The organism is Denitrovibrio acetiphilus DSM 12809 (assembly GCF_000025725.1).
Lineage (GTDB): Bacteria > Chrysiogenota > Deferribacteres > Deferribacterales > Geovibrionaceae > Denitrovibrio > Denitrovibrio acetiphilus.
The window spans coordinates 2,519,802-2,543,008 of the sequence record NC_013943.1 but is presented as its reverse complement, the minus strand read 5'-3'; the positions used below and the strand labels follow the sequence as shown (position 1 = coordinate 2,543,008).

23 protein-coding genes and 2 pseudogenes are annotated in these 23,207 nt (G+C 44.2%); 6 read left to right on the top strand and 19 right to left on the bottom strand.

Annotated features, from left to right (window positions below; all coding sequences use genetic code 11):
* Window positions 1–7 precede the first annotated feature (7 nt).
* The 11 genes and pseudogenes from DACET_RS12110 to DACET_RS12060 form a co-directional block, all read right to left on the bottom strand.
* Window positions 8–965: pseudogene (locus DACET_RS12110) on the bottom strand (KpsF/GutQ family sugar-phosphate isomerase).
* 91 nt (window positions 966–1,056) lie between these two features.
* A complete protein-coding gene (locus DACET_RS15695) occupies window positions 1,057–2,808 on the bottom strand; it encodes a LysM peptidoglycan-binding domain-containing protein (protein ID WP_013011669.1) in 1,752 nt (583 codons plus the stop codon).
* 68 nt (window positions 2,809–2,876) lie between these two features.
* Entirely contained in the window at window positions 2,877–3,644 is a 768-nt protein-coding gene (locus DACET_RS12100) for a glycosyltransferase family 2 protein (protein WP_013011668.1), read from the bottom strand.
* Entirely contained in the window at window positions 3,641–4,096 is a 456-nt protein-coding gene (locus tag DACET_RS12095; RefSeq protein ID WP_013011667.1) for an Lrp/AsnC family transcriptional regulator, read from the bottom strand. Before DACET_RS12095 ends, DACET_RS12100 begins: the two co-directional genes overlap by 4 nt.
* 5 nt (window positions 4,097–4,101) lie before the next feature.
* A complete protein-coding gene (locus DACET_RS12090) occupies window positions 4,102–4,761 on the bottom strand; it encodes an endonuclease III domain-containing protein (protein ID WP_013011666.1) in 660 nt (219 codons plus the stop codon).
* The gene (locus tag DACET_RS12085; protein ID WP_013011665.1) at window positions 4,748–5,008 is read right to left on the bottom strand and encodes a hypothetical protein; all 261 of its coding nucleotides are present in this window, start codon (window positions 5,006–5,008) and stop codon (window positions 4,748–4,750) included. Before DACET_RS12085 ends, DACET_RS12090 begins: the two co-directional genes overlap by 14 nt.
* 3 nt (window positions 5,009–5,011) lie before the next feature.
* Window positions 5,012–6,172, bottom strand: coding sequence for an MFS transporter (locus DACET_RS12080; RefSeq protein WP_013011664.1), 1,161 nt, complete (start codon window positions 6,170–6,172; stop codon window positions 5,012–5,014).
* 28 nt (window positions 6,173–6,200) lie between these two features.
* The gene (locus tag DACET_RS12075; protein ID WP_013011663.1) at window positions 6,201–7,358 is read right to left on the bottom strand and encodes a cysteine desulfurase family protein; all 1,158 of its coding nucleotides are present in this window, start codon (window positions 7,356–7,358) and stop codon (window positions 6,201–6,203) included.
* Window positions 7,342–7,773: an RrF2 family transcriptional regulator gene (locus DACET_RS12070; protein ID WP_013011662.1), complete on the bottom strand. Its 432-nt coding sequence runs from the start codon at window positions 7,771–7,773 to the stop codon at window positions 7,342–7,344. The genes DACET_RS12075 and DACET_RS12070 overlap by 17 nt, the downstream gene beginning before the upstream one ends.
* Entirely contained in the window at window positions 7,757–8,419 is a 663-nt protein-coding gene (gene cysE / locus DACET_RS12065) for a serine O-acetyltransferase (protein WP_013011661.1), read from the bottom strand. Before cysE ends, DACET_RS12070 begins: the two co-directional genes overlap by 17 nt.
* Before the next feature lie 85 nt (window positions 8,420–8,504).
* On the bottom strand, window positions 8,505–8,672 hold the full coding sequence (locus DACET_RS12060) for a 4Fe-4S ferredoxin (protein WP_013011660.1): 168 nt from the start codon (window positions 8,670–8,672) through the stop codon (window positions 8,505–8,507).
* A 243-nt stretch (window positions 8,673–8,915) separates the two neighbouring features.
* Here DACET_RS12060 and DACET_RS12055 point away from each other — a divergent pair, with 243 nt between their 5' ends.
* The 6 genes and pseudogenes from DACET_RS12055 to DACET_RS12040 all read left to right on the top strand — a co-directional run bounded on the left by DACET_RS12055 (window position 8,916) and on the right by DACET_RS12040 (window position 13,849).
* The gene (locus tag DACET_RS12055) at window positions 8,916–9,257 is read left to right on the top strand and encodes a hypothetical protein (protein ID WP_013011659.1); all 342 of its coding nucleotides are present in this window, start codon (window positions 8,916–8,918) and stop codon (window positions 9,255–9,257) included.
* A gap of 5 nt (window positions 9,258–9,262) precedes the next feature.
* Complete coding sequence (locus DACET_RS12050) at window positions 9,263–9,811, top strand: NUDIX hydrolase (protein WP_013011658.1); 549 nt, start codon at window positions 9,263–9,265, stop codon at window positions 9,809–9,811.
* 179 nt (window positions 9,812–9,990) lie between these two features.
* Entirely contained in the window at window positions 9,991–11,376 is a 1,386-nt protein-coding gene (locus tag DACET_RS12045; protein ID WP_013011657.1) for a chloride channel protein, read from the top strand.
* A 12-nt stretch (window positions 11,377–11,388) separates the two neighbouring features.
* Window positions 11,389–11,487 (top strand): annotated as a pseudogene (locus tag DACET_RS16720) (hypothetical protein); the annotation flags it as partial.
* Window positions 11,467–11,745, top strand: a complete 279-nt coding sequence (locus tag DACET_RS16560) for a CBS domain-containing protein (protein ID WP_347336493.1) — start codon at window positions 11,467–11,469, stop codon at window positions 11,743–11,745. The pseudogene DACET_RS16720 and the gene DACET_RS16560, both read left to right, overlap by 21 nt.
* Entirely contained in the window at window positions 11,738–13,849 is a 2,112-nt protein-coding gene (locus DACET_RS12040; RefSeq protein ID WP_013011655.1) for an ATP-dependent helicase, read from the top strand. Before DACET_RS16560 ends, DACET_RS12040 begins: the two co-directional genes overlap by 8 nt.
* Here the strand turns inward: DACET_RS12040 and DACET_RS12035 are convergent.
* The 8 genes from DACET_RS12035 to DACET_RS12000 all read right to left on the bottom strand — a co-directional run bounded on the left by DACET_RS12035 (window position 13,844) and on the right by DACET_RS12000 (window position 23,202).
* Window positions 13,844–14,911 carry an NAD-dependent epimerase gene (locus tag DACET_RS12035; protein WP_013011654.1) on the bottom strand — a complete coding sequence of 356 codons (1,068 nt, stop codon included), beginning with the start codon at window positions 14,909–14,911 and terminating at the stop codon, window positions 13,844–13,846. The genes DACET_RS12040 and DACET_RS12035 overlap by 6 nt on opposite strands.
* A gap of 48 nt (window positions 14,912–14,959) precedes the next feature.
* The gene (locus tag DACET_RS12030) at window positions 14,960–15,658 is read right to left on the bottom strand and encodes a TOBE domain-containing protein (protein ID WP_013011653.1); all 699 of its coding nucleotides are present in this window, start codon (window positions 15,656–15,658) and stop codon (window positions 14,960–14,962) included.
* The gene (locus DACET_RS12025) at window positions 15,655–16,683 is read right to left on the bottom strand and encodes an AI-2E family transporter (RefSeq protein WP_013011652.1); all 1,029 of its coding nucleotides are present in this window, start codon (window positions 16,681–16,683) and stop codon (window positions 15,655–15,657) included. The genes DACET_RS12030 and DACET_RS12025 overlap by 4 nt, the downstream gene beginning before the upstream one ends.
* A 116-nt stretch (window positions 16,684–16,799) precedes the next feature.
* Window positions 16,800–16,988 (bottom strand): YgaP family membrane protein, encoded by a 189-nt coding sequence (locus DACET_RS12020; protein WP_013011651.1) that lies wholly within the window; start codon window positions 16,986–16,988, stop codon window positions 16,800–16,802.
* Window positions 16,985–20,206, bottom strand: a complete 3,222-nt coding sequence (locus tag DACET_RS12015; protein ID WP_013011650.1) for an efflux RND transporter permease subunit — start codon at window positions 20,204–20,206, stop codon at window positions 16,985–16,987. Before DACET_RS12015 ends, DACET_RS12020 begins: the two co-directional genes overlap by 4 nt.
* A gap of 1 nt (window position 20,207) precedes the next feature.
* Entirely contained in the window at window positions 20,208–21,386 is a 1,179-nt protein-coding gene (locus tag DACET_RS12010) for an efflux RND transporter periplasmic adaptor subunit (protein ID WP_013011649.1), read from the bottom strand.
* Between the two features lie 224 nt (window positions 21,387–21,610).
* A complete protein-coding gene (locus DACET_RS12005) occupies window positions 21,611–22,918 on the bottom strand; it encodes a TolC family protein (RefSeq protein WP_013011648.1) in 1,308 nt (435 codons plus the stop codon).
* Window positions 22,903–23,202 (bottom strand): ArsR/SmtB family transcription factor, encoded by a 300-nt coding sequence (locus tag DACET_RS12000; RefSeq protein WP_013011647.1) that lies wholly within the window; start codon window positions 23,200–23,202, stop codon window positions 22,903–22,905. The genes DACET_RS12005 and DACET_RS12000 overlap by 16 nt, the downstream gene beginning before the upstream one ends.
* Window positions 23,203–23,207: the final 5 nt, after the last annotated feature.

Sequence of the window (23,207 nt, the reverse complement as noted above, 5' to 3'; positions counted from 1 at the left end):
TAACCTCTTAGCTTATGTTGCCTATGTCGTAAAGCTGAACAATACCGACAACAGAACCGTTTTCAGTGACGATAAGCTCATTTATTTTTTTTCTTTATCATTATGGCTTCTATTGCGCTTGCATTTTCATCAGCGTCAATAGTAATAGGAGTTGTTGTCATTATCTCTTTAGCCTGAAAGTCAAATCTTGACCTTTCGGAGCTGAGAAGTGCTCTACGCAGGTCACCGTCAGTTATTATTCCCAGAAGTTTTTCGCCTTCCATAACTATGCATATGCCGAGTCTGCATTGGGTGATGACATGCAGGATATCTGCAAATCCTGTTTCCGGAGCAACAATAGGGAGATTTTTGTCTACCATTATGTCCTTTACTTTTGTAAGGAGTTTGCGCCCAAGACTTCCGCCGGGGTGGAACATCGCAAAATTCTCAGGCTTAAAGTCATGCATCTGCATCAGGCAGACTGCGAGAGCATCGCCCATTGCAAGAGTTGACGTTGTAGATGTTGTCGGAGCCAGACCAAGCAGGCAGGCTTCATCATGCATCCCTATGTCAAGGTTAAAATCGCTGAGTTTGCTCAGGGTAGACAAGGGATTGCTGGTTATTGATATCATTGGGATTTTTCTGTATTTAAGTGTTGGTATTAGTTTTATGATTTCTTCGGTTTCGCCTGAATTTGATATAAGCATTATAATATCATAGTCGGTAAGCATACCGAGGTCACCGTGATAAGCCTCGCCCGGGTGCATAAAAAAACTTGGTGTTCCCGTGCTTGCAAGGGTTGCCGCAATCTTTTTACCTATGTGTCCGGATTTACCCATCCCGCAGATAACAAGTCTCCCTTTTGAGTTGAAGATCATGTTAAGCACTTCTATGAATGTATCATCGAGCTTTTTGGTGAGTGATGATACTGCCTTTGCCTCCAGTTCGAAAACATTTTTGGCGAGTTGTATCAGATCATGTTTCAATTTCTGCTCCTTTGAAGCAAAACGACGCTAATTTATTGTGTGTTGTTTATGATACGATTTATTTTAGCTCAATTCAACAACTGTTTAAGCGTTAATCTACTACGAGCACCGACCCTGGATGTATATTGTTTCCTCTCAGGTTATTTTTACGTTTTATGGTGTTAACGCTGGTGTTGAATTTTCTGGCGATTTCCCAGAGGCTGTCCCCTCTGCGTACGGTGTATTTCCCATCGTCAGCGGCAGAAGAGTTGTAGTTGTAGACAATAAGGTCTTTGCCGGGCTGAATAACGTTACTGCGTAGTTTATTGCTGGATTTTATCTGAGATATCGTAGTGCCGTATTGATTGGCGATGCTCCAGAGGCTTTCACCGTAGCTGACTTTATGTGTTATTTTTGCGTATGAGCCTGATTTTGTTTTGCTGGCATAGGTGCGTACGGATTTTTTGTTTGTCCTCGTGTTATAGTAAGAGTCAGATACGATGATCGACTGTCCGGGGCGTATACGTTTAGGGTTGACATCTCTGTTCATTGCCATTAGTTCGTAGAGTGACATTCCGTATTTATGAGCTATCTGATACATGTTGTCGCCGCTTCTGACTATATGGACTTTCGGGTTATATCTTTTCAATTCCTGAACAAACATTCTGTTCAGCTCTTCGTCATATGCGTTCTTGATAGGGATGAAGAGATAAGTATCGCGAAGTATCATGTTATGTCTGAGACCGTTTATGTCTTTCAGTGCACTTGCGGTCATTCCGTATTTTTTTGCATAAGATGCTATGCTGTGACCTTTACGTGCGAATTCTATATGGAATTGTGCAAGTTCGGCGTCAGAGATGTGTTCCAGTTTTTCTTCAAGAATCTTCTTTTTGCCGTATGGGATACGCATTGAATACTCTTCCACAGGCGGAGTCATGGGAGTCATCAGTTCGGGATTCAGCTCCCTGAGGGTATCTATGTCAGAGCCTATTATCTTTGCGAGAACGTAAAGGTTTGCCTGACGATAAAGGGTTACTCGGTCGAAAAGCTGAGGCTGTCCGTTCGGCGTGTCAAAACCGTATTCCTGATAGTTTCTTGCCAGATATCTGAGAGCCATATATTTTGGTACATAGTCTTTCGTTTCGAGTTTAAGGTAGCGGTATTTCCGCTGACTCATGACAAAGTAGTCCCTTGTATTGTAGCGTTTTATGGCGTTCAGCACCTTACCTAGCCCTGCGTTGTAGGCTGCCATGGCGAGATACCAGTCACCCAGAGACTCATAGAGGTCCTTCAGGTGTCTGGCTGCGGCAACAGTGGATTTTTCAAAGTCATTGCGTTCGTCAACCCAGAAATCAGTGTCCAGACCATAGGCTTTTCCGGTTCCTTTCATGAACTGCCACATTCCGCATGCTCCGGCTCTGGATCTTATTGCAGGGTTGAAACCGCTTTCAGTGAAGGGGAGATACACAAGCTCTTCCGGTACACCTTCGCGGCGGAGTATATCACGCAGGATATATACATACTCATTTGATCTATCCAGCCATTTCTGAAAAACTTTTCTATAGTTACCGGTAAAAAGCCTTACGTAATAGTCAAAACGACTGTTTTCAACAAGAGCTATAACGTCATATTTACCGTATTCTGTATCGTGGGGTCCGAAACGGAACTCATGGCTTGTGTTAACCACGGTGTAAATATCAAATGTTTTATCAAGTTTTTGTTTGAATTCTGGGTGAGCAAAAGGTGAGAATGTGAAAGAGTCTTCGGGAACCGATGGTATCATCGCCTCTTCGGGACCTTTTATCTCCGTTTGGCACGCTGCCAGCGACACTGCCAGTAGTATATATATCAATATGTTTTTCATTTTTATTATCCTGCTTTAATTAAAGATGCATCTTACATGAAGATGGTTCAAAATCAAGTGTCTTACGATTAAAAATTGTTAATGCCCCCCGCTGTAATTAGGGCTTTGCGTGATATCTCTTTTATGGCAGGTACTTTTAGTGTTGGTTTGATATTCTTGCATTTGACGAATCGGGCTAGTGAGACAAGCCTGATATATTCAATATTTTTTATACTGTCCGAGAGCTGATCGTTCGTTACTGCACGTTTGATTATATGCTTTTCCGGCAGGTAGCAGACTTCAAATTTTGAGCATATTCTCAGCCAGAGGTCGTAGTCCTCGCAGGTGCGCATGTTGCTGTCAAACACACCGCATGTCTTGAAAACATCTCTGTGGATTACGACGGAAGAGGGGCTTATCCGGCAGAAGTCCAGAACTTTGTCAAATATCATGCCGCCGTGTCTCTTATGTTTTGCCCCCTGATTTATAAACCTGTCCTTTCGGAACCAGAACTCGTTTGTGTGGCAGACTTTCAGCTTCGTTGCTGTGAGGGCTTCATGCTGAGCACTGAGCTTGTCCGGGAGCCATATGTCGTCAGAGTCCAGAAACGCTGTGTAGAGCCCCTTTGCTTCTCTTATCCCTATGTTGCGGGCATAGCTTACGCCCATGTTCTTCTCTATGCGGATGTATCTGATCATCGGCATGTACGGGCGCAGAGCCGAGCTGACAGATTTATCCGACCCATCGTCCACAACTATGATTTCAAAGTCGCGGAAACTCTGCGCAAGAACTGATTCTATGGCTGTTTTAAGTGTTTGGGTTCTGTTGAATACGGGTATTATTACGCTAAATGTCATACCTGTCTTTTTCTGTTCATAAGGGTAGAGAAGACAAGTATAGTGTTTGTCTTATCCACACCCGGTATGTTGCGTATCTTTTTTATAAGTTTGCTGAGGGACTGGGTGTTTTTGGTGACAACACTGATAAGGAATGTATAGTCACCTGTGACGTGATTACAGTCTATAACGTCCGGGTCTATCTCTTTGAGCTGTGATTCAAATTCTTCAATGTGTTTTGCGTTGTCCATGGATACTCCAATGAATGCATTTATGTCATCACCGAGTATTTTGTAGTCTATCTCTGCACTGTATCCTTTTATGACACCTATCTGCTCCAGACGTTTGATTCTGTCGATGACGGATGGTGATTTCATCCCCACTGCCTTAGCTATGTCTGCATAGGAAATCCGGGCATTATCCATCAAAAGGTTCAGAATCTGTTTATCTTTTTCATCAATCTGGTGACGCATTTATGCTACCTCCGGCGGTCTACGGAAACTTTATCACAAATGTCTGACAATCTGCAATATGAACAATGGGGGGAAACAGGTGTACATATTTCTCTCCCGTATGATACCAGTATCTCATTGATGCGTATCCAGTATTTTATTGGAAGATGTTTTCGTAATTCCATCTCAGTTTTGTCCGGTGTTTTGGTTGCTACATAGCCGAGCCGGTTGAATATCCGGTGAACATGTGTGTCCACGCATATTGCGTCTCTGCCGTACCCCTCCACAACAACAAGATTAGCTGTTTTTCTGCCCACACCTTTCAGTTTGAGGAGTTCGTCAATTTCATCCGGTACTTTTCCGTCGTATTCGTCCAGCAGTATTCTGCATATATTTGTGATTGTATTAGATTTTGTTTTATAGAAACCTGCGGGGTATATAAGTTTTGCTATCTCGTCCGCAGGGATAGTCAGCATTTTTTCGGGCGTATCTGCTTTTGCAAAGAGTCTGTTAGATGCGGCGAGTGTGACTTCATCTTTCGTACGCAGGGAGATTAGACAGCTTATGAGAACCCGGAAAGGGTCACGTCTGGTCTGTTTGGATATTTTGGTTACAGAAGGTTCGTCCATATTCCTGTAAACATCTTCCAGTATTTCATATACTTCGTGTATGTCAGATTTCTTCATAGAGGAATTCCCGAAGTTTAGGACTGAGATAGATGTCTGAAAGATCGAATTCTTTTATGGCACGGGCAAGGATAAGAAGTTTATATTCTTTGCTGGATTTCCTGTCCAGTATAAACAGTTTTTCACCGTCAACAGTGCAGAGACCGCCCCTTGCTTTCGTTACTTCATAGCGTAATTTTATGTCCAGTTTAGAGGCAACCGCCTCCAGCTCTTCGAGAAGCTTTGCTGTTTTCTGATTAGTGCTCATATCCTATACCGTATATTCTGACAGCTTCTTTCTGCCTGTAAAGAAGTAAATGATCACTGCCCCCGCTGTACTCAGACCGAATGCGAGCATCCAGACAGATGTAAGTCCGCTTATGTCGTATGTCAGTCCTGACAGTGCCGAGCCTGTTATAGAGCCTAGCCCGAACCCGACTCCGGAATAAATCCCCTGCGCTTTCAGCTTTAGTCTCTGGGGAACATGCAGGCGGATGTACCGCATGACGCCCAGATGAAATGTTCCGTACGCAAAGCCGTTCATCGTGGAGAACAGCGCAAGCATCCATAGTGAATCTGAATATCCGGTTACAACGTATCTGACTCCGGCAAGAAGCATAGAGAGAGCTATCAGAGTTTTAACATTAAATAGCTTCAATACTTTATCCTGATTATACAGGAAAAAGATTTCAGATAAAACACCAATTGCCCACATATAACCCGCCCAGCTCTGAGAGTAGCCGGCTTCGGAAACTGTTATGTTAAAAAAGTTGTAAAGAAAACTGTAAGACGCCAGATAAACTGTCACACCGGTGAAGAAAATTATCAGTTCTGGTGTGAGTTTTCGCTCAGACCTTTTAGTCGGTGTGAATGTTTCTGAGGAGTAGTCAAGAGCAATCGCCGGAAGCGCTGCGAGGATACCCGCCCCCGTGAAAGTCCATATAAACCCGCTCAGCCCAAGGTTATCAACCATTATCCCGCTGATAATAGAGGTTATTATGAAGCCTACAGAGCCAAACAGCCTCAGCCTGCCGTAGGCAATGACGCTGTCCATTGATATTGCGATGCTGTCCATGACGGGGATAACACCTGTCCTTGTTGATGCAAATATCACCATAATCACTGCAACAATAAATCTGTCTGTAGTATATATCAGGGGGATCAGTGACACTGAGGATATTAAGATGCATGTTCCGATATAAATCTTTTTATGACGAATTTTTGAGAAAATCAGTGTCCACAAGTTTGTTACAAGGAATTTAGCGGCGGGAAAGATAGACATATAAAGCCCGATCTCTGTGCCGGAAAAGCCTGACTCCTTAAAGAAATATCCCATGAAAGGGAAGATAACCCCAAGGGTTGCGTAGTGTAAAAAGAAAAAAGAGGACAGTTTAAAAGCTGTCCCCTTATAGTTATTATATTCCTCGGTCATCAGCCACCGCAAATGAACAAATCATGCTCTATCTATTCACCAGCGGAGACATTGCACGGAGTTTTTCGACACTTTCTTTGAGAATATCAACTGCTCTGTTGACCTCCTCTTCTGTGTTGAATCTGCCGAAGCTGAATCTGATAGCACCGTGAAGGTCTACAGGGTTAACGCCTATAGCGTAGAGAACGTGTGATGCGTCAACACTTTCAGAAGAACATGCGCTCCCTGTGGAACAGCATATATCTTCAGCATAAATCATGAGTGCTTCAGCTTCTACATATCTGAAGGCTATGTTCGATATGGAGCACACACGTTTTTCAATATCACCGTTTATGTTAACATCGCCCAGCTCTTCAATCAGCCTATGCTCAAACAGGTCACGGAGACTTTTTATATGAGCTTTTTCTTTTTCCAGATTTTTCATTATGATAGCGCAGGATTCAGCAAGCCCTATAATGTTAGGCACAGATTCTGTTCCTGCACGAAGACCGTATTCCTGTGCACCGCCCACAACGAGAGGTTTGAAATCGTTTTTGAGATTTTCGTCTATGTAAAGAGCGCCGATCCCCTTTGGTCCGCAAAGTTTGTGTCCGGAGATAGTAAGCAGGTCAACGCCGAGCTCGCCGACATCTATCTTCATCTTACCCATAGCCTGCACTGCGTCTGTGTGAACTATAATTCCCTGCTTTTTAGCTATGTCGGATATCTCTCTGACGGGCTGGATAGTACCTATCTCGTTATTCACAAGCATGATGGAGATAAGAGTAGTGTCTTTACGAATGGCGTTCTTCACAGCGTCCAGAGGCACGATGCCGTTAGTGTCCACAGGAAGGTATGTTACTTCGAATCCCTGTTTTTCAAGAAGCTTGAAACTTTCAAGAACAGCTTTATGCTCTATGGACGATGTGATGATGTGCTTCCCTTTGTCTCTGAAAAGCTCTGCTGTGCCGCGGATAGCCATGTTGTCTGATTCTGATCCGCTTGCAGTAAAAATGATTTCGTGAGCTTCAGCTCCTATAGATTTCGCAACGGTTTCTCTTGCTTTTTCAAGGTCATCGCGAATAGCTCTCCCCAGTGAGTGTATGCTGGAAGGGTTGGCATATTTCTCCACAAAATAAGGTCTCATAGCCTCGAAAACAGCTGGATCCATTGGTGTTGTTGCACTGTAGTCAAGATAAATTGGCATCTTTTCCTCCGAAAGCCTGACGCTTTAAGTCTTGTATAGTTATATTGTCCAGATAATCGTCAACAGTTTTTTTAAGTCCGCTCCAAAGCCAGTTTATTCCGCATGATGAGAAGTTGTCACAGGACTCTTCCTGCGTGCAGTCTGATATATTCACAGGGCCGTCCATGGCATAGATAACCTCTTTCAGCCTGATATCCGAAGGGTTTCTGGCGAGGACATATCCTCCCTGCGCCCCTCTAGAGCCTTCTACTATACCTGACTTTTTCAGTTTAATGAATATCTGTTCGAGATATTTCCTGCTGATGTCCTCATGTTCTGCGATCTGTGTGAGCGCAACAGGTTTTGTGTCTCCGCCCATAAGCACAAGTGCGAATATAGAGCGTATGGCATACCTGCTTTTAGTCGTTATTTTCATATGTTTTCAGTTTTTTTCTCAGGTCATTGATCTCCGCTTCCATGTAGCACATACGTGTTGCCATATCTGTGATGGCTCGTGCCACAGGGTCGGGGAGTTTGTTGTGGTCGAAGCTCTTTTTATCTCCGTTGCCTTTTACGATTTTGCCGGGGATGCCCACAACAGTTGCATTTTCCGGAACTTCTTTGACTACAACAGAGTTAGAGCCTATTTTTGCATTTTTCCTGACAGTGAAGGGACCGAGAACCTTCGCGCCGGAACCTATAACAACATTATCTTCTACGGTGGGGTGACGTTTTACCTTTTCAAGGCTGACTCCGCCGAGGGTAACGCCATGATAAAGCGTTACATCGTTTCCGATTTCAGCCGTTTCACCTATTACAACACCCATGCCGTGGTCAATAAAAAATCTTTTGCCTATTATGGCTCCGGGGTGGATCTCTATACCGGTGAAAAATCTGCCGAGGTGCGAAATAAATCTGCCGATAAAATAGAATTTCCTGACCCAGAACCAGTGGGCTGTGCGGTAGAAGAGAATCGCATGAAAGCCAGGGTAGCAGAATACAACCTCTGCTTTGCTTCGCGCGGCGGGGTCTCTTTCAAAGACTGTTCTGATCTCTTCTCTTAATGTTTTCAGAATGCCCATATCCTAGTATCCTTGTAGTATTTATGTTTAAAAATAAAGCCCTGCAAGCACAGGGCTATATTTAAATTCGTTGTTGCCGGATTAATTAAGCGTCGATTGCATCAACAGGGCATACTTCAGCGCAGGCACCGCAGTCTGTGCAGGTATCTGCATCAATAACTCTAACATCGTCACCTTCGCTGATTGCGCCTACTGGACACTCGTCTTCGCATACGCCGCAGTTTGTGCAGCTGTCATTAATTGTATAAGCCATAATAGCACCTCCGTTAGTCTTACTCTTGGTTTAATAAAACCTAATGTATCTAAAGTCAATAAGAAAAACCGCTTTAATATATGCGTGAAAGCTGATTTATAATGTTAGTAGCAAATTTACTGTACTTACAATCAGTTAAAGAAACATATTGAACTAATATTTTTTTTCCTATATTTAGGAAGATGTATGTAATACATTAATAATGCAAGCTGAAAAAATGAATAAGAGGAGTATTTAATTATTATGAGTGACAACATCGTATTCGCTAAGCTGGTTTCCGGTGAAATGGTTCTTGCGGAAAAAGATGAGGCCGCAGGTCTCATTAGAAATATATGCCAGGTACAGGTTATGCCTACACAGACTGGCTCCATGCAGATAGCTATCGTTCCTTTCGGCTTTCCGTTTGAGGAAGAGGTCAGGGGGGAAATCAACCTTACTAATGTTCTTTTTGAATATAAAGATGTCCCGGGTGATCTTGCGGATAAATATATTGAAACAAAAACAAACATCAAAAGAGCAACAAATATGGGCGGACTCGGCGGCGACGCACAGGGCGGTTCAGGCGGATCAGGACTTATCCTTTAATTACAATGGAAAAGAACTGGAAGCTCGTTGGTGCAGAATTAGTTTATAAAGACCCTGTGCTTCAGGTGGAGCACAGGGATTTCCACTTTAAAAAGAATGATGAAGTGGGGACATTCACAGTGGTCTCAATGAAAGATTGGGCGGTTATCGTTCCGGTCACAGAAGAGGGCAGGTTTGTTCTGGTAAAACAGTACCGTGTGGGTACCCGGTCAGTGGCGTATGAGTTCCCAGGCGGTGCTCTGGAAAAGGGTGAAAAGCCGGAAGAAGGGGCAGCCAGAGAGCTTGTCGAGGAGACAGGCTACTGCGGAAGTCTTTCTAAGCTGTGTGACCTGTCGCCGAACCCCGCTTTTATGGATAATACATGCTATCTTTATCTTGCTGAAAACTGTACAAAAACATCAGACCTGTCTCTGGATCCTTTCGAGGATATAGAGCCGGCGGAATTTTCTCTGCGTGATGTGGAGAATATGATCCTTAACGGGGAGATAGTACACAGTATCTCTATCGCAGCCTACGGCGCATATATCGCATTGCTTAATAATGTAAAAAAATAGTTTAGACAGTACGCACTGTTTGTGAGGCGTGCAGTGTACTAATGTCTGAATACTCCCTTGACATGGACAGGGTAATGGTTTAAACCGTAACTCTCCTTTTGTGAGTATGCAGGTTTGTGGTACATTAGTGTGTACCTTCATTCTCTTTGACCCATCCGTCAAAAATACAGTGTGGTGCCATGGAAATATACAACGCCAAAAATCGAATTAACGCATTTCTCAAACGACATGATGATTTATATATGGTGCTTATAGCAGTAATTGTTGGTGCTTGCGCTGGTTTCGGAAACATTATATTCCGTTATCTGATCAGTTTCTTTCAGAATCTTTTTTACGGAACCAAGAGCGAATATGTTCTTGAAGCTCTTAATAATACTCCATTTTATAAAATAATTCTTGTCCCTGCCATTGGTGGTCTTATGGTCGGGGGCATTTCTATTATGTTTAAGTTCGCCAAAGGGCATGGCGTGCCGGATGTTATGAAGGCTATCGCTTTGAACAGAAGTATTTCGCCTCTTATAGCCGTGATAAAAGTATTTTCTTCCGCTATCACTCTTGGTTCCGGTGGTTCTGCCGGACGTGAGGGGCCTATTGTGCAGATTGGTGCTGCGATTGGTTCAGGTATAGGAAAGGTTTTCAGCTTTTCTTCTGCAAGAATGAAGACTGTCATTGCCTGTGGTGCTGCCGGCGGTCTTGCGGCAACCTTTAATGCGCCAATAGGCGGTGCGATGTTTGCTGCTGAGGTTCTGCTCGGCGAGTTCGGACTGAAAACATTCAGCCCGATAATTATTTCATCTGTGATAGCCACAGTGGTTTCCCGTGCATATCTGGGGGATCATGTTACATTTGATGCTCCTGAATATGTCCTTCACAGTATTTTTGAGCTGCCTCTTTATACTTTACTTGGGATGCTTTGTGCTGTTATAGGAATTATTTTCATAAGAGTATATTATAAATTTGAAGAAAAGTTCGAAGAGCTGACAATACCGAGCTGGTCAAAGCCTGCGCTGGGTGGTCTCCTTATGGGGTGTGTTGCGCTGCTCTCGCGTGATGTTATGGGTGTTGGATATGATACCATAGATTCTATCCTTAGTCATAATGCCGGCTTTATGCTAATTCTACTTGTTTTTCTTAAAATTATCGCAACATCCCTTACACTTGGTTCCGGCGGTTCCGGTGGTCTTTTTGTTCCTTCATTGTATATAGGTGCAGCTACCGGCGGTTTTTTCGGCTGGATAGTTAATCTGCTTTTCCCTACTATGACAGGTGGTTCGGGTGCATACGGTCTGGTGGCAATGAGTGCTATGCTGGCTGCTACAATACGTGCCCCTCTTACGGCTATACTGATCATTTTTGAGATTACGCAGAGCTACACAGTTATCCTGCCCCTGATGCTGACAGCAATTGTTGCAAATATATTTGCAGGCTGGCTGGAGAAGGAATCTATATTTACATGGGTGCTCTCAAAGCAGGGAGTACACATAAGGAAGGGCGCAGAGGCGTCTGTGCTCGAAAAACTGCGTGTGGGTGATGTAATGCTCGGACAGGTGACGACATTCAGATAGGATACGTCGTTCAGGCAGATTCTCGAAAGCGTCAAGCTGGCTAACCATACATATTTTCCTGTGCTCGACAACGACAGCTATCTTGTCGGGATGCTCTCTCTGGACAACATCCGTGAGATCATATTTGAAGAGGGGCTGGAGGATATAGTTGTCGCAGGCGAGATATGCACCAGAGACAAGATTATTTATGTGAAAGAGGATGATACACTGCTGACTGCCACAGAGCGGTTGGGTATAAAAGACCTCGGGGCTCTTCCTGTTGTGAAAGAGCAGGATGGAAAGCTCATTCTGCGTGGACTTCTCAGAAGGGGCGACATAATAATGCAGTACAATAAAACAGTAGCAAGTATGAGAGTGAAAGATGCCTGATTATAAAGATGAACTGAATAAAGCGCAATACGAAGCAGTTACCACTACAGAGGGACCTTTGCTGGTTCTGGCGGGGGCGGGGACAGGGAAAACCCGTGTTATCACTTACCGCATAGCGCACCTTATAAACAACATGAGGGTGCCTTCGAGGAACATCCTTGCCGTAACTTTTACAAACAAAGCGGCAGGAGAGATGAAGGAACGTATTCTCAAGCTTGTTGACTACGAAGATGCTGATATATGGATAGGGACTTTTCACTCCATATGCCTCCGGCTTCTCCGCCGTGATCCTGAAAAGGCAGGGCTTGAACCAGGGTTCGGCATACTCGACCAGGACGACAGACTGGCGACCATCCGTGATATCATTAAAAACCTTAATATCGATCATAAAAAATATCCGCCAAAGAAATACATGAACACTATCTCCACCTATAAAAACACCCGTCCATATGTTGACGGTAAAAAACCGGAGGAGCTTCTTCACATGTTTGCTGATGTTTTTGCTGCTTACCAGCAGAGACTGAAAGATCAGAAACTCGTGGACTTTGACGATATGCTGGCTCTGACTATAAGAATGTTTAAAAATCATCCGGATACTGTTGGCTACTACAAAGAGCTTTTCCGCTACATACTAGTGGATGAGTATCAGGATACTAACGATATTCAGTTTCTGTTTCTACACCTGCTTGCAGGGCTTGACGGGAACCTGTGTGTTGTGGGGGATGATGACCAGTCAATTTACGGATGGCGTGGTGCGGACATCAGAAATATTCTGGAGTTTGACACTATTTTTAAAGGAACAAAGATTATCAGACTGCTTGAGAACTACCGCAGCCGTCCCCAGATTCTTCAGGCTGCAAATAAACTTATAAGAAATAATAAACTTCGTAAAGGGAAAGACCTTGTGGCTGCCCGTGATGAAGGGGGGCTCGTACAGGTTCTTCCTGTTTCCAGAGAGACAGACGAGGCGGAGTTTGTTATTGATCAGGTTAATAAATATCTCGAAGAGGGTGTAAAGGGGAGTGAGATCGCAATCCTCTACCGCACAAACGGACAGTCGCGTAATTTCGAAGTTCTTCTGAACAGACAAGGCGTTGCTTATAAAGTTATCGGCAGTGTCGGTTTCTATCAGAGACGCGAGATAAAGGATATCCTGAGCTATTTAAGGCTGTTCGATAACCCTTATGATTCTGTTTCTTTCCGGCGAAGCGTAAAAGCTCCTCCGAGAGGCATTGGCGACACTACTATAAACAAAATAACGGACTATGCATCCGGTAACGGAATAAGTATTCTGGAAGCAGTCTACGCTATGAACGATCAGCTTCGCGGTGCACAGAAGGAATCGTTTCGAGGGTATCTAAAGATATTCAACGAACTTGCCGCATGTCTGAAAGTCAGCGAAATGGTTAAGACTGTTATGGATATGACAGACTACAGCGGATATGTTAAACGGTATGAAGACGAGCAGGAAGCTGAGAGACGCATAAGCAACATCGAAGAACTTTATAACGCCGCCGTGTCTTTTGAGAACAGCAACAGTGACGCTATGATAACAGATTTTCTGGCGGCTACAGCGATAGCGACATCTTCTGATGAACCTGCCGACAGCTGTGTTCAGCTTATGACAATACACTCGGCAAAAGGGCTGGAATTTGAGTCGGTATTTCTCACAGGGCTTGAAAACGGCTTGTTCCCCCTGCACGGCAGTCTGGAAGAACCTGACGAACTGGAAGAGGAGCGGAGACTTTGCTATGTGGGTGTGACCCGTGCCAAGCAGAATCTGCATATGACATATGCCAGTACAAGAATGGTTTACGGTAAATATATGCCTCAATCACGTTCGGTATTTCTGGACGAGATGGGGATAGTGGGCTTCAGCAGATCAAGGTCTGATATGCCCCTTCCGAAAGCTTCCAGACCAACTTATCAGAAGAAGGTTGTCGAAGTGAACGGGATTAAGAACGGAAGCAAGGTCAGCCATGACAAGTTTGGCGAAGGGATGGTTGTTGCAATTTCCGGAACCGGTGACAGTGCTAATGCAGATGTTTTTTTTAAGACTTCAGGACTTAAAAAGATACGCGTGACATTTCTGAAAGCGTTATAACTTTATATCGTAAAAATCCAGATACCAGTCAATAAACCTGCCCACGCCGTCTTCTATGCTTGTGGACGGCTTATAGCCCGTATGAAGGGTAAGGTCGCTTGCATCTGCGTATGTGGTGTGCAGGTCCCCTGGTTGTATCGGCATCATGTTTTTCTCTATGGTTTTTCCAAGTTTTGCTTCAATAGCTTTTATAAAGTCCATCAGGTTCACCGGCACGCTGTTGCCTATGTTGTATATTTTGTAAGGTGCTGATGATGTAGACGGGTCTGTACCGTTGAAGTCAGCATCAGGTTTTGCAGGGTTATCCAGAACACGGACAACACCTTCCACAATATCGTCGATATATGTGAAGTCACGGAACATTTCTCCATTATTAAAAACGTTGATTGGTTTTCCTTCCAGTGCTGCTTTAGTGAAGATGAACAGAGCCATATCAGGTCTGCCCCATGGTCCGTAAACTGTGAAGAAGCGCAATCCTGTGGTGTGTATGTCGAAAAGGTGGCTGTAAGTGTGTGCCATCATTTCATTCGATTTTTTTGTGGCGGCATAAAGTGATATCGGGTGGTCAACACTATGGCTGGTCTTAAATGGAATTTCTTTATTAAGCCCGTAAACAGAGCTGCTTGATGCGAAGCAGAGGTTTTTTACACCTGTGTGTCTGCATGATTCCAGTATGTTCATAAAGCCGTCTATATTACTCTTAATGTATGCATGAGGGTTGTCTATAGAATATCTTACCCCTGCCTGTGCGGCGAGGTGGCACACGGCATCGAATTTCTCAGTTTCAAAGAGCTTTGTTATATTCTCTCTGTCTTCGAGGTTTATTTTAACGAATCTGTATGTGGGATAGACAGAGGATCTGACAGGTTCTGCATAAGGGAAAAATTCACCGTCAGCTATGTTTTTAATGATTCCGCTGTTTTTAAGCCTGCCGTATTTTACACGCACGTCATAGTAGTCATTTATATTGTCGAGCCCGATAACATCGTCGCCGCGCAATGCAAGCTTTAATGCTGTGTGGTGTCCGATGAAACCGGCTGTTCCGGTTACAAGTATCTTCATGATTCATCTCCGAAAGGATAAAATATCAAAAAAGCAGAATTGTAAAATTCATCTTAATGTTGCGAGCACAGATGCGGTTTTGAAAAGGGCGTAAACGTCCGAGCCCTTTTTCAGCTTCATTTTATGAGCACTAGCAGTTGTGACTACAACAGACAGCGGAGTACCGTTCTCTGATACAAGAACAATATCCGACTTTCCTTCGCTATCCGAAATACTCTTCACTTTAGTTTTGAGCAGATTTCTTGCACTTGCTTCGAAATCACCGCTGTTTAACAGTATGATGTCGGAGGGCTTTATAAAAAGGTTAACCTGATCTCCCTGTCCGATATCAGCATCAAGAGTGACGCAGGCGATCATATCCCCATGAGTGGTTTGTGCTTCAGCGTAGTCGTCATGGGAAAGATCAGTGATTTCGGCGTCAAGGCAGTTCATCTGCGAAATGTCTGTCAGGTATAGTTCGTGGATGCGGCTGTAGTGGTTATATGTTTTTACGAGGTTCAGCCCCTGATCTGTGAGTCTTGTCCCACCGCCTCCTCTGCCTCCGGTTTTACGCTCGACCAGATTCTGCCCGAATATACCGTTCAGGGAGTTTATGTTGTCCCATGCGCCCTTGTAGCTCATCCCTATGCTTTCTGCTGCTTTTTTGATGGAACCCATTTCGTCTATCAGTTCCAGAAGTCTTATGCGCAGCTGTCCCGCTGTTCCGAGTCCGTTAATATCGATCCAGAGTTTACCTTCTACTTTCACGCGAATTGCTCCGATAATAATATTTTAATAAATGCAGCAACAGGCAGAGCGATTATCATGCCCCCTATGCCGAACAGAGAACCACCCGCGAGAAGTGCGAATATAACTGCTGTGGGGTGAAGCCCAAGTGACTCTCCGACTATCTTTGGTGTGATGAGATTACCCTCTATTGCCTGTACAACGGCAAAGCCTATAAACACCATCAGCGGGTGCAGTATATCCTGAAACTGTACAAAAGCAAGGATCAGGGATGCGGCAAAGCCTATGATGAAACCAAGATACGGTACGACACTGAGAACCCCTGACACTATCCCTATCAACACAGCAGGTTTTATCCCGACGACAAGGAGTATGATGGTGTAAAGCACGCCTAGTATCGCTGCAACGATTAGCTGTCCTCTGAAATATGCAGAGAGTATTTTGTCAAATTCAGTTATATATCTTTTAATGTCATTGTCATATTTCCTGTTCAGCGCATCGAATATTTTTGTGTTTATTCTGTCGAAGTCCTTGAGGAAATAAAATACAAGAATGGGTATTATTGCAATATTTACAATGCTGGAAACTGCTGTAGATGCGGATGAGAGAATCCCCAGAGCAGCAGCCAGAGTTTGTTTTGCTATGGCGCCTGCCTTTGGTGCAAGCTGATTTTTTATCCCTTCGAGAGAGACATATATGTTCATCCGTTCAGCAAAGTTCTGAGCAGTGTTTGTAACAGAGTTGACTATGTCCGGAACCATATTCGCAAGATAGTTTATCTCGTAGTAGAGGTAAGGTACAACGTAAAGCATGGCGCACACAAGGATTATTGTCAGCAGAACCATGAAAATAAGGATACCGGCAGCACGTGGTATTTTCCATGTTTCGAGCTTGTCTATCGCCGGGTCGAGGAGGTAAGCGATAAAGAACGACACTGCAAAGATAGAGATTATGGACTGGATACGGTACATGAGCAGGAGTACAAGTGCAACCCCGGCTATCACCAGCAGATTTTTATAGTTCATATCAAGTTTGAAAATGCTCATGCAGTATAATAGCTTATAACGCAGAGACATGCGAGAGGATTTTTTATACTGCTTTTGTGTGACGAAATGAGCATTATGCCCCTCTGGTTTGCATCCAAAGGGGCATGATTGTTAGTCTATTCAGGTACACCCAGTTTACGGAGTATGCTTTCCAGCAGACACCATTTGGTGAAAGCTGACTGGATGAGGTTCAGTCCGACAAATATTGTCAGAGCAAACCACCACTGGTTTACATACATTCCCATAAGGACACTAAAGAGGATGAAAATCCCCGGTACCAGTCTTAAAATGTCTTTAATTGTCATGCTTTATCTCCTTTGTTCAGCCTGTCGTCCCAGAACTCATGATGAAAATAATATAAGAGCGGGATTATAAGCAGAGTCAGTATTGTTGACACCACCGCACCGGTGATGAGAGAAACTCCCAGACCTGCAAAGATAGGGTCGGGAAGCATAAAGAGAGCGCCTGCCACAACAGCGATGGTTGTAAGCACTACAGGACGAGTCCTTATGGCACCTGATTCAATGACTGCGTCACGCAGGCTTTTACCGTTTTTGAGTCCGTGTTCGATAAAATCTATGAGGAGAACAGCGTTTCGCACCATAATACCCGCAAGTGCTATGAAGCCTATCATGCTGGTGGCAGTGAAAAACTTGCCAAATATAAAGTGCCCGGGGATAATCCCCAACAGCGACAATGGTATAGGAACCATCATTATGAGTGGTGTTATGAAGGATTTGAACCATCCTACAAGCACAAAATACATAAGCACCAGCACAGCAGCGAAAGCAAGACCAAGATCACGGAAAACCTCATAGGTTATCTGCCATTCGCCGTCCCACTTCACAGCGGGGACATCATTGTTTGAAGGTGCGTCTATCCAGTATTGCTTGACGCCGATACCCTGCCATTTGATATTCTCTATCTTCTTTTTCATCTCCAGAATCAGATAAACGGGGCTTTCAACCTTGCCTGCGACATCGGCAGTGATATATACAACAGGTTTCATGTTTTTATGATAGATGGACTTAGCTTTTATCTTTTCCCTGATAGTTACCAGCTCACCAAGTGAAACTGACCGTCCGCTCATGGACACAAGGTTGATTTCCGAGAGTGTCTCGAGCATGTTACGCCGTTCTTCCGGCAGCTGGATTATTATGTCGACAGGTTCTCTGTCTTCTTCAGTGTGGAGAACACCTGCCTTCATCCCCTGTAATGCGATATAGAGCGTTTTAGAGACCATTTCGGACGAGATGCCCATTACTGCGGCCTTCTGCTTGTCAACCTGCAGGTCAAGCTGGATCATATTGTCCTCTTCGTAGGTATCTATGTCCACAACGCCTTCAGTGTTTCTGAATATGTTCATAACCATAGCTGCAACTTCGCTCCGGCTTTTTTCATCCGGTCCGTAGACTTCTGCCACGAGTGTCGAAAGGACAGGAGGACCGGGGGGAACTTCTGCTATCTTTATGTTTGCATTGAATCTGTCGCCTATTTTCTGAATAGGTTCGCGTATGATTTTTGCAAGGTCGTGGCTTTTCAGCTTGCGCTGTGATTTATCAACCAGATTCACCTGAACATCAGCGACATTATGGCCGCTTCTGAGAAAATAGTGACGCACAAGACCGTTAAAATTATAAGGGGAAGAAATGCCGGAATATATCTGGTAGTCTTTGACTTCGTCAAGGGTGCTAAGGTATTTACCAACTTCAGTAGCCACCAGCGTTGTTTTTTCAAGCGGAGTTCCCTCAGGCGTGTCTATTACTATCTGTATTTCGTTTTTATTGTCGAAGGGGAGCATTTTCATCACAACAAGCTTGGTAGGGATGAAGATAAAAGCTCCGAAAAAAAGCACCAGAAGTACGATAATGAGTGTCAGCCGCTTTTTCCAGTTATCTATAAGAGTTCCGAAAACAGAATTATAAATCTTATAAAGCTTTGTCTGTTTTATATATTCTTCTTCATTGACTGTATCACCTGCATGCTTTGCCGCATGTCCTGCGAGCAGCTTGTAAGAGAGCCAAGGTGTTATCATAAGAGCCACAAAGAGTGAGAATATCATTGCGAGGGATGCACCGATGGGCATAGGCTTCATGTAAGGCCCCATCAGTCCGCGGACAAATGCCATAGGGAATATCGCAACAATTACTGTTATTGTCGCCAGTATAGTTGGGTTTCCGACTTCGCCCACCGCTTTGATAGCCCTTTGCAAAAGATTTTTCCCGCCCATTTTGAAGTGCCGTTCCATGTTTTCCACAACAATAATCGCATCGTCCACCACAAGCCCCGCTACGAATATCAGGGCAAAGAGTGTTACACGGTTCAGAGTGTAGTCAAACATGAAATAGACAAAGAAGGTCAGAGCAAATGTAACAGGCAGTGCCACAAAAACGACGACACCGGCACGCCAGCCCATTGTGAGAGTCATAACGAGTATAACAGCTATTATGGCACCGACAAGGTGCTCTATGAGCATCATAACTTTCTTATATGCTGTCTCTCCGTAGTCACGGGTGACTGTTACATCTACATCTTTTGGGATAACATAACCTTTAAGCTCGCTCATCTTAGACATCACAGCGTCAGACACCACAACAGAATCACTCCCTTTACGTTTGGATATTGATATTGTAACCGCCTGATATCTCTCTAGTGATTCGTCTTTAGGGAATCCCATCATAAGGTGGTGTTCGGGGATTTCCGGTCCGTCATATACTTCTGCGACATCTTTCAGGTAAACAGCTTTGCCGTCGTGGGCGCCCACCACCATAGACCTGACACTTGCGGCGTCGGAGTAAAATCCGCCGGCAGATATGTAATAGACCTTGTTTCCGCTTGTGATGTCCCCAGTGTTCAGTGAGGTGTTGGAGCTTGCGACAGCTTTCATGAGCCGGAAAAGGTCGAGGTTGTATGCTTTCAGTTTTTCTATGTTTGGTTCAATGCGGAGAATGCGTTTATACCCTCCGATTATGCTTGTCTTAGATACGTTTTCAACTTCTTTTAAGCGTTTTTCTGTTTCCGCTGCGATACGCCTCAGCTGGTATGCGTCATAGTTTTTTGACCAAAGTGTGAATGCTATCTGAGGCACGTCATCGATAGCGCGGGTCTGTATGACAGGGGGCTGAACTCCGTATGGCATCCTCTGCATATTGAAGTCTATTTTGTCTTTAAGCTTTGTTATGGATTCAACAGTGTCTTCGCCGACTTTGAAGCGTACAACAACCATACCCATATCGTTCATGCTTGTACTGTAAACGTATTCGACACCCGGGATTTCCCATATGATCTGTTCCAGAGGCTCGGAGACGGATTTCTCGACATCTCCCGCAGTGGCGCCCGGGTAGGGGACAAAGATGTCCACCATAGGAACAACTATCTGGGGTTCTTCCTCTTTTGGGGTCATCACAATGGAGACCAGACCTATGAATATTGTCGCTATAACAAGCAGAGGAGTTATCTTTGAAGTGATAAAGCCCGAGGCTATCTTCTCCGCAAGATTTTTCTTCTCTTTATCTGTGCTCATCTTATTCAGCCTCTAATATGTCGCCGGACTTAAGGAGCTTGGCGTTGCGTGTTACGATGGTTTCTCCTATTTCCAGACCGGATATGATCTCGACTGTTCCCGCAAGCTCTCTACCTGTTTTGACAACCCGCATATCCGCCTTACCGTTATCGTCTACAAAAACTATTGATAGCTGCCCCCGCTTAACCAGTGCGGAGTCAGGTATTGTTATCACCTGTTCTGAACCGGTGGCGAAACGCACTCTTGCAAACATACCCGGGTAAAGCTTATCGCACCCCATGAGCTTCACTTTGAAATTCCCTGTGAAAACGTCTATCTCCGGACTGATTTCGAGAACTTCACTTTCGTATTCGGCATTCATAGATTCAATGCTGATCACAGCTTCAGTGCCGGGCTGGATCTCGTTTATCAGTGACTGGCTGATATATGTGTAAACCACTGTGGATGAATTTCCTATTTTCATGATGGGGTTACCGGGGGACGCGAGGTTGCCGGCATCCATATTCTTTTCCAGTACAACACCGTCAAAAGGGGCTTTTATCTGTGTATAGGAAAGGTAGGTCTGAACCTCACTGAGCATGCTTCTTGCCTGTTGTTCTTTCAGTTTGACCTGCTCAACTTTTTCACGGGCGAGACTGACATTTTCTTCGGATATATTCAGAGCCTGACGTGCGAGGTCGTAATTCGCCTCCACCTGGTCAAACTCCTGTCTGCTGACGCTGTTGTTCTTTATCAGATTGCTGAATCTGTCGTAAGTCTTTTTAGCAAGTTCAAACTGTGACTGAGCCTGTTTGTATTGACCTTCTGCCATTTTTAGGCCTATCTCTGATTGTTTCAGAGCATTTTCTGATTCTCTGACTGCTGATTTTGCAAAATTGTATTTATCTTCCAGTTCACCGCTTTTAATAGAGACAAGCAGGTCGCCTTTTTGAATTTTTTGCCCGGGATTAACAGGTATCTGCTCTACATAGCCGACAACCTTAGGGATGATAAATGCTGTTTTTTCGCTTGATACGGTGGCTGTGAAACTGCGTGAAGACGCTGTATCTGAATTTGAAACTGTCATAGTCTGTACGGTTACTGTTCTGGGTGTGTCAACAGTTTCCGGTTTTTTGTCCTCTTTACCGCATGCCGTGAGTATAGTTCCGGCGAGAAGAGAAATTAAAACAAAACGAAGCATATTACTACCTCTTATTTATCTATATATTCATATATTAAAAACTAATTTGAAATATTCAAGTAAAAAAACAATGTATTCAAACCATTACCAGATGTTTGTATATAGCGCATATACAAACATCTGCTCTGTCTGAATTATACTATAGACATAGAAAGATGAATACATAAACAGCGGGCAGAATCACACATATGTGCATCTGCCCATTGGTAAGTCATAAAGTTTTGCTAATCAAGTGTTCCTGAGGCAAGCTGAAGCCCTGCCTTTTCAACTATCTGCTGATATTCAGACATATATAGGGAGAGTTCCGCCTGTTTCAGGTCTACCTCGCGGTCGAGAAGCTCTGTAACTTTGCTCAATCCTTCATTAAATCTGTTCTCAGTGATCTCCAGCGCTTTCTGTGCAGCCTCCACACGTTTTTGGGATGCTTCGATCTGCTTTGATGCGGCGATTACTCCGTAGAATGAGTTTTTGATTTCAGATTTGATCGCCAGTCTCTTATCTGCAATTTCGTGCAGCATGGCGTAATGAGCGCTTTTTGTTTCTCTTGTTTTATTATAGTCTGAAAATCCGTTGAAGAGGTTCAGCTCCATCTGCGCACCGAAAGTGTAGCCGTCGCCGTTGTCGCCGAACATCTCATCATCGTTTCGCTGATAGTCTGCAAATACTGAAACAGACGGCAGGAATGCAGCTTTCGCCTTGGTGCTTTCGAGTTTTGTGACAGAGGAGTATCTTTTCATTGCAGAAAGATCCTGCCTGTTCTCCAGACCGGTCTTTATGTAGGAGTCTATGTCTTCTTTGAAACTGAGATGAGGGTCTGTCCAGATTATTTCTATGGGGTCGTCTGTAGCAAGCAGTCTCTGAAGCTGACTCATTGCCACGGCGTGCTGTTTTTCTGCATCTTTGACAGCCTGCTCATTCATGAGTAGATAGCTCTCAGAGACCAGAAGGTCACTTTGGACGATCAGCCCGTTTTCATAGAAATCCTGCGCGGTGTTGTAATATCTTTTAGTGCGGTCGTATGAATGCTTTACAACATCCAGAGCTTTCTCCGCCAGCGCCAGTCCATAAAATGCTCTGTGCAGATTAAACAGTGTTCTCTGTTTTACCCGTTCGGTTTCAAAACGGCTTGCGGCATATGCCTCTTCTGCCTGTCTGATACCGAACACTATCTGCCCTCTCATGAATATCGGCTGCATTATCTGTATTTTGCTCTGGTGGTTTGTGACATAGTCAGGATCAGGGAGTTTGTTTTGGAAATAATTATTGTCAAAACGTCCTTGCGCCATAGAGCTGAAAGCGGCATTTGCCGGCTCGTCGGTTCTGGAATATGTCTGGGTTAATGTTACCTTCGGCAGGTAATTCCCCACAGCTTCCATATGACGGTATGAGGCAGCTTTCTCTTTCTCCTCATAGGACTTTATTATATAAGAGTTTTCCAGTGCTGCCCTTTTTGCTTCGTCGAAGTTCATTGGTCTGGCTCCGGCATAGGCGGTGAGCAGCATCAGGGGGATTGCTATCAGGATTCGTCGCAAGGTGATTTTGCTCCTGTTTTATGCATAAGCTCTTTTATCATCTCTTTGACACCGTCGTCGCAAAGGCTGTAGCAAATGCTGGTTCCTGTTCTTTTGCCTACGATGATACCTTTGTTTTTGAGTATCGCAAGGTGCTGGCTGGTTGTTGCCTGAGGTATTTCCAGCCCTTTGCAGATTTTTGTTACGTTGCACTCTTTTCCCATAAGCCCTATAACAAGTTTCAGTCTGATCGGGTGACCGAGTGCTTTCAGTTTTTCTGAATAGGTATTAAACCATTCTTCCATAAGTA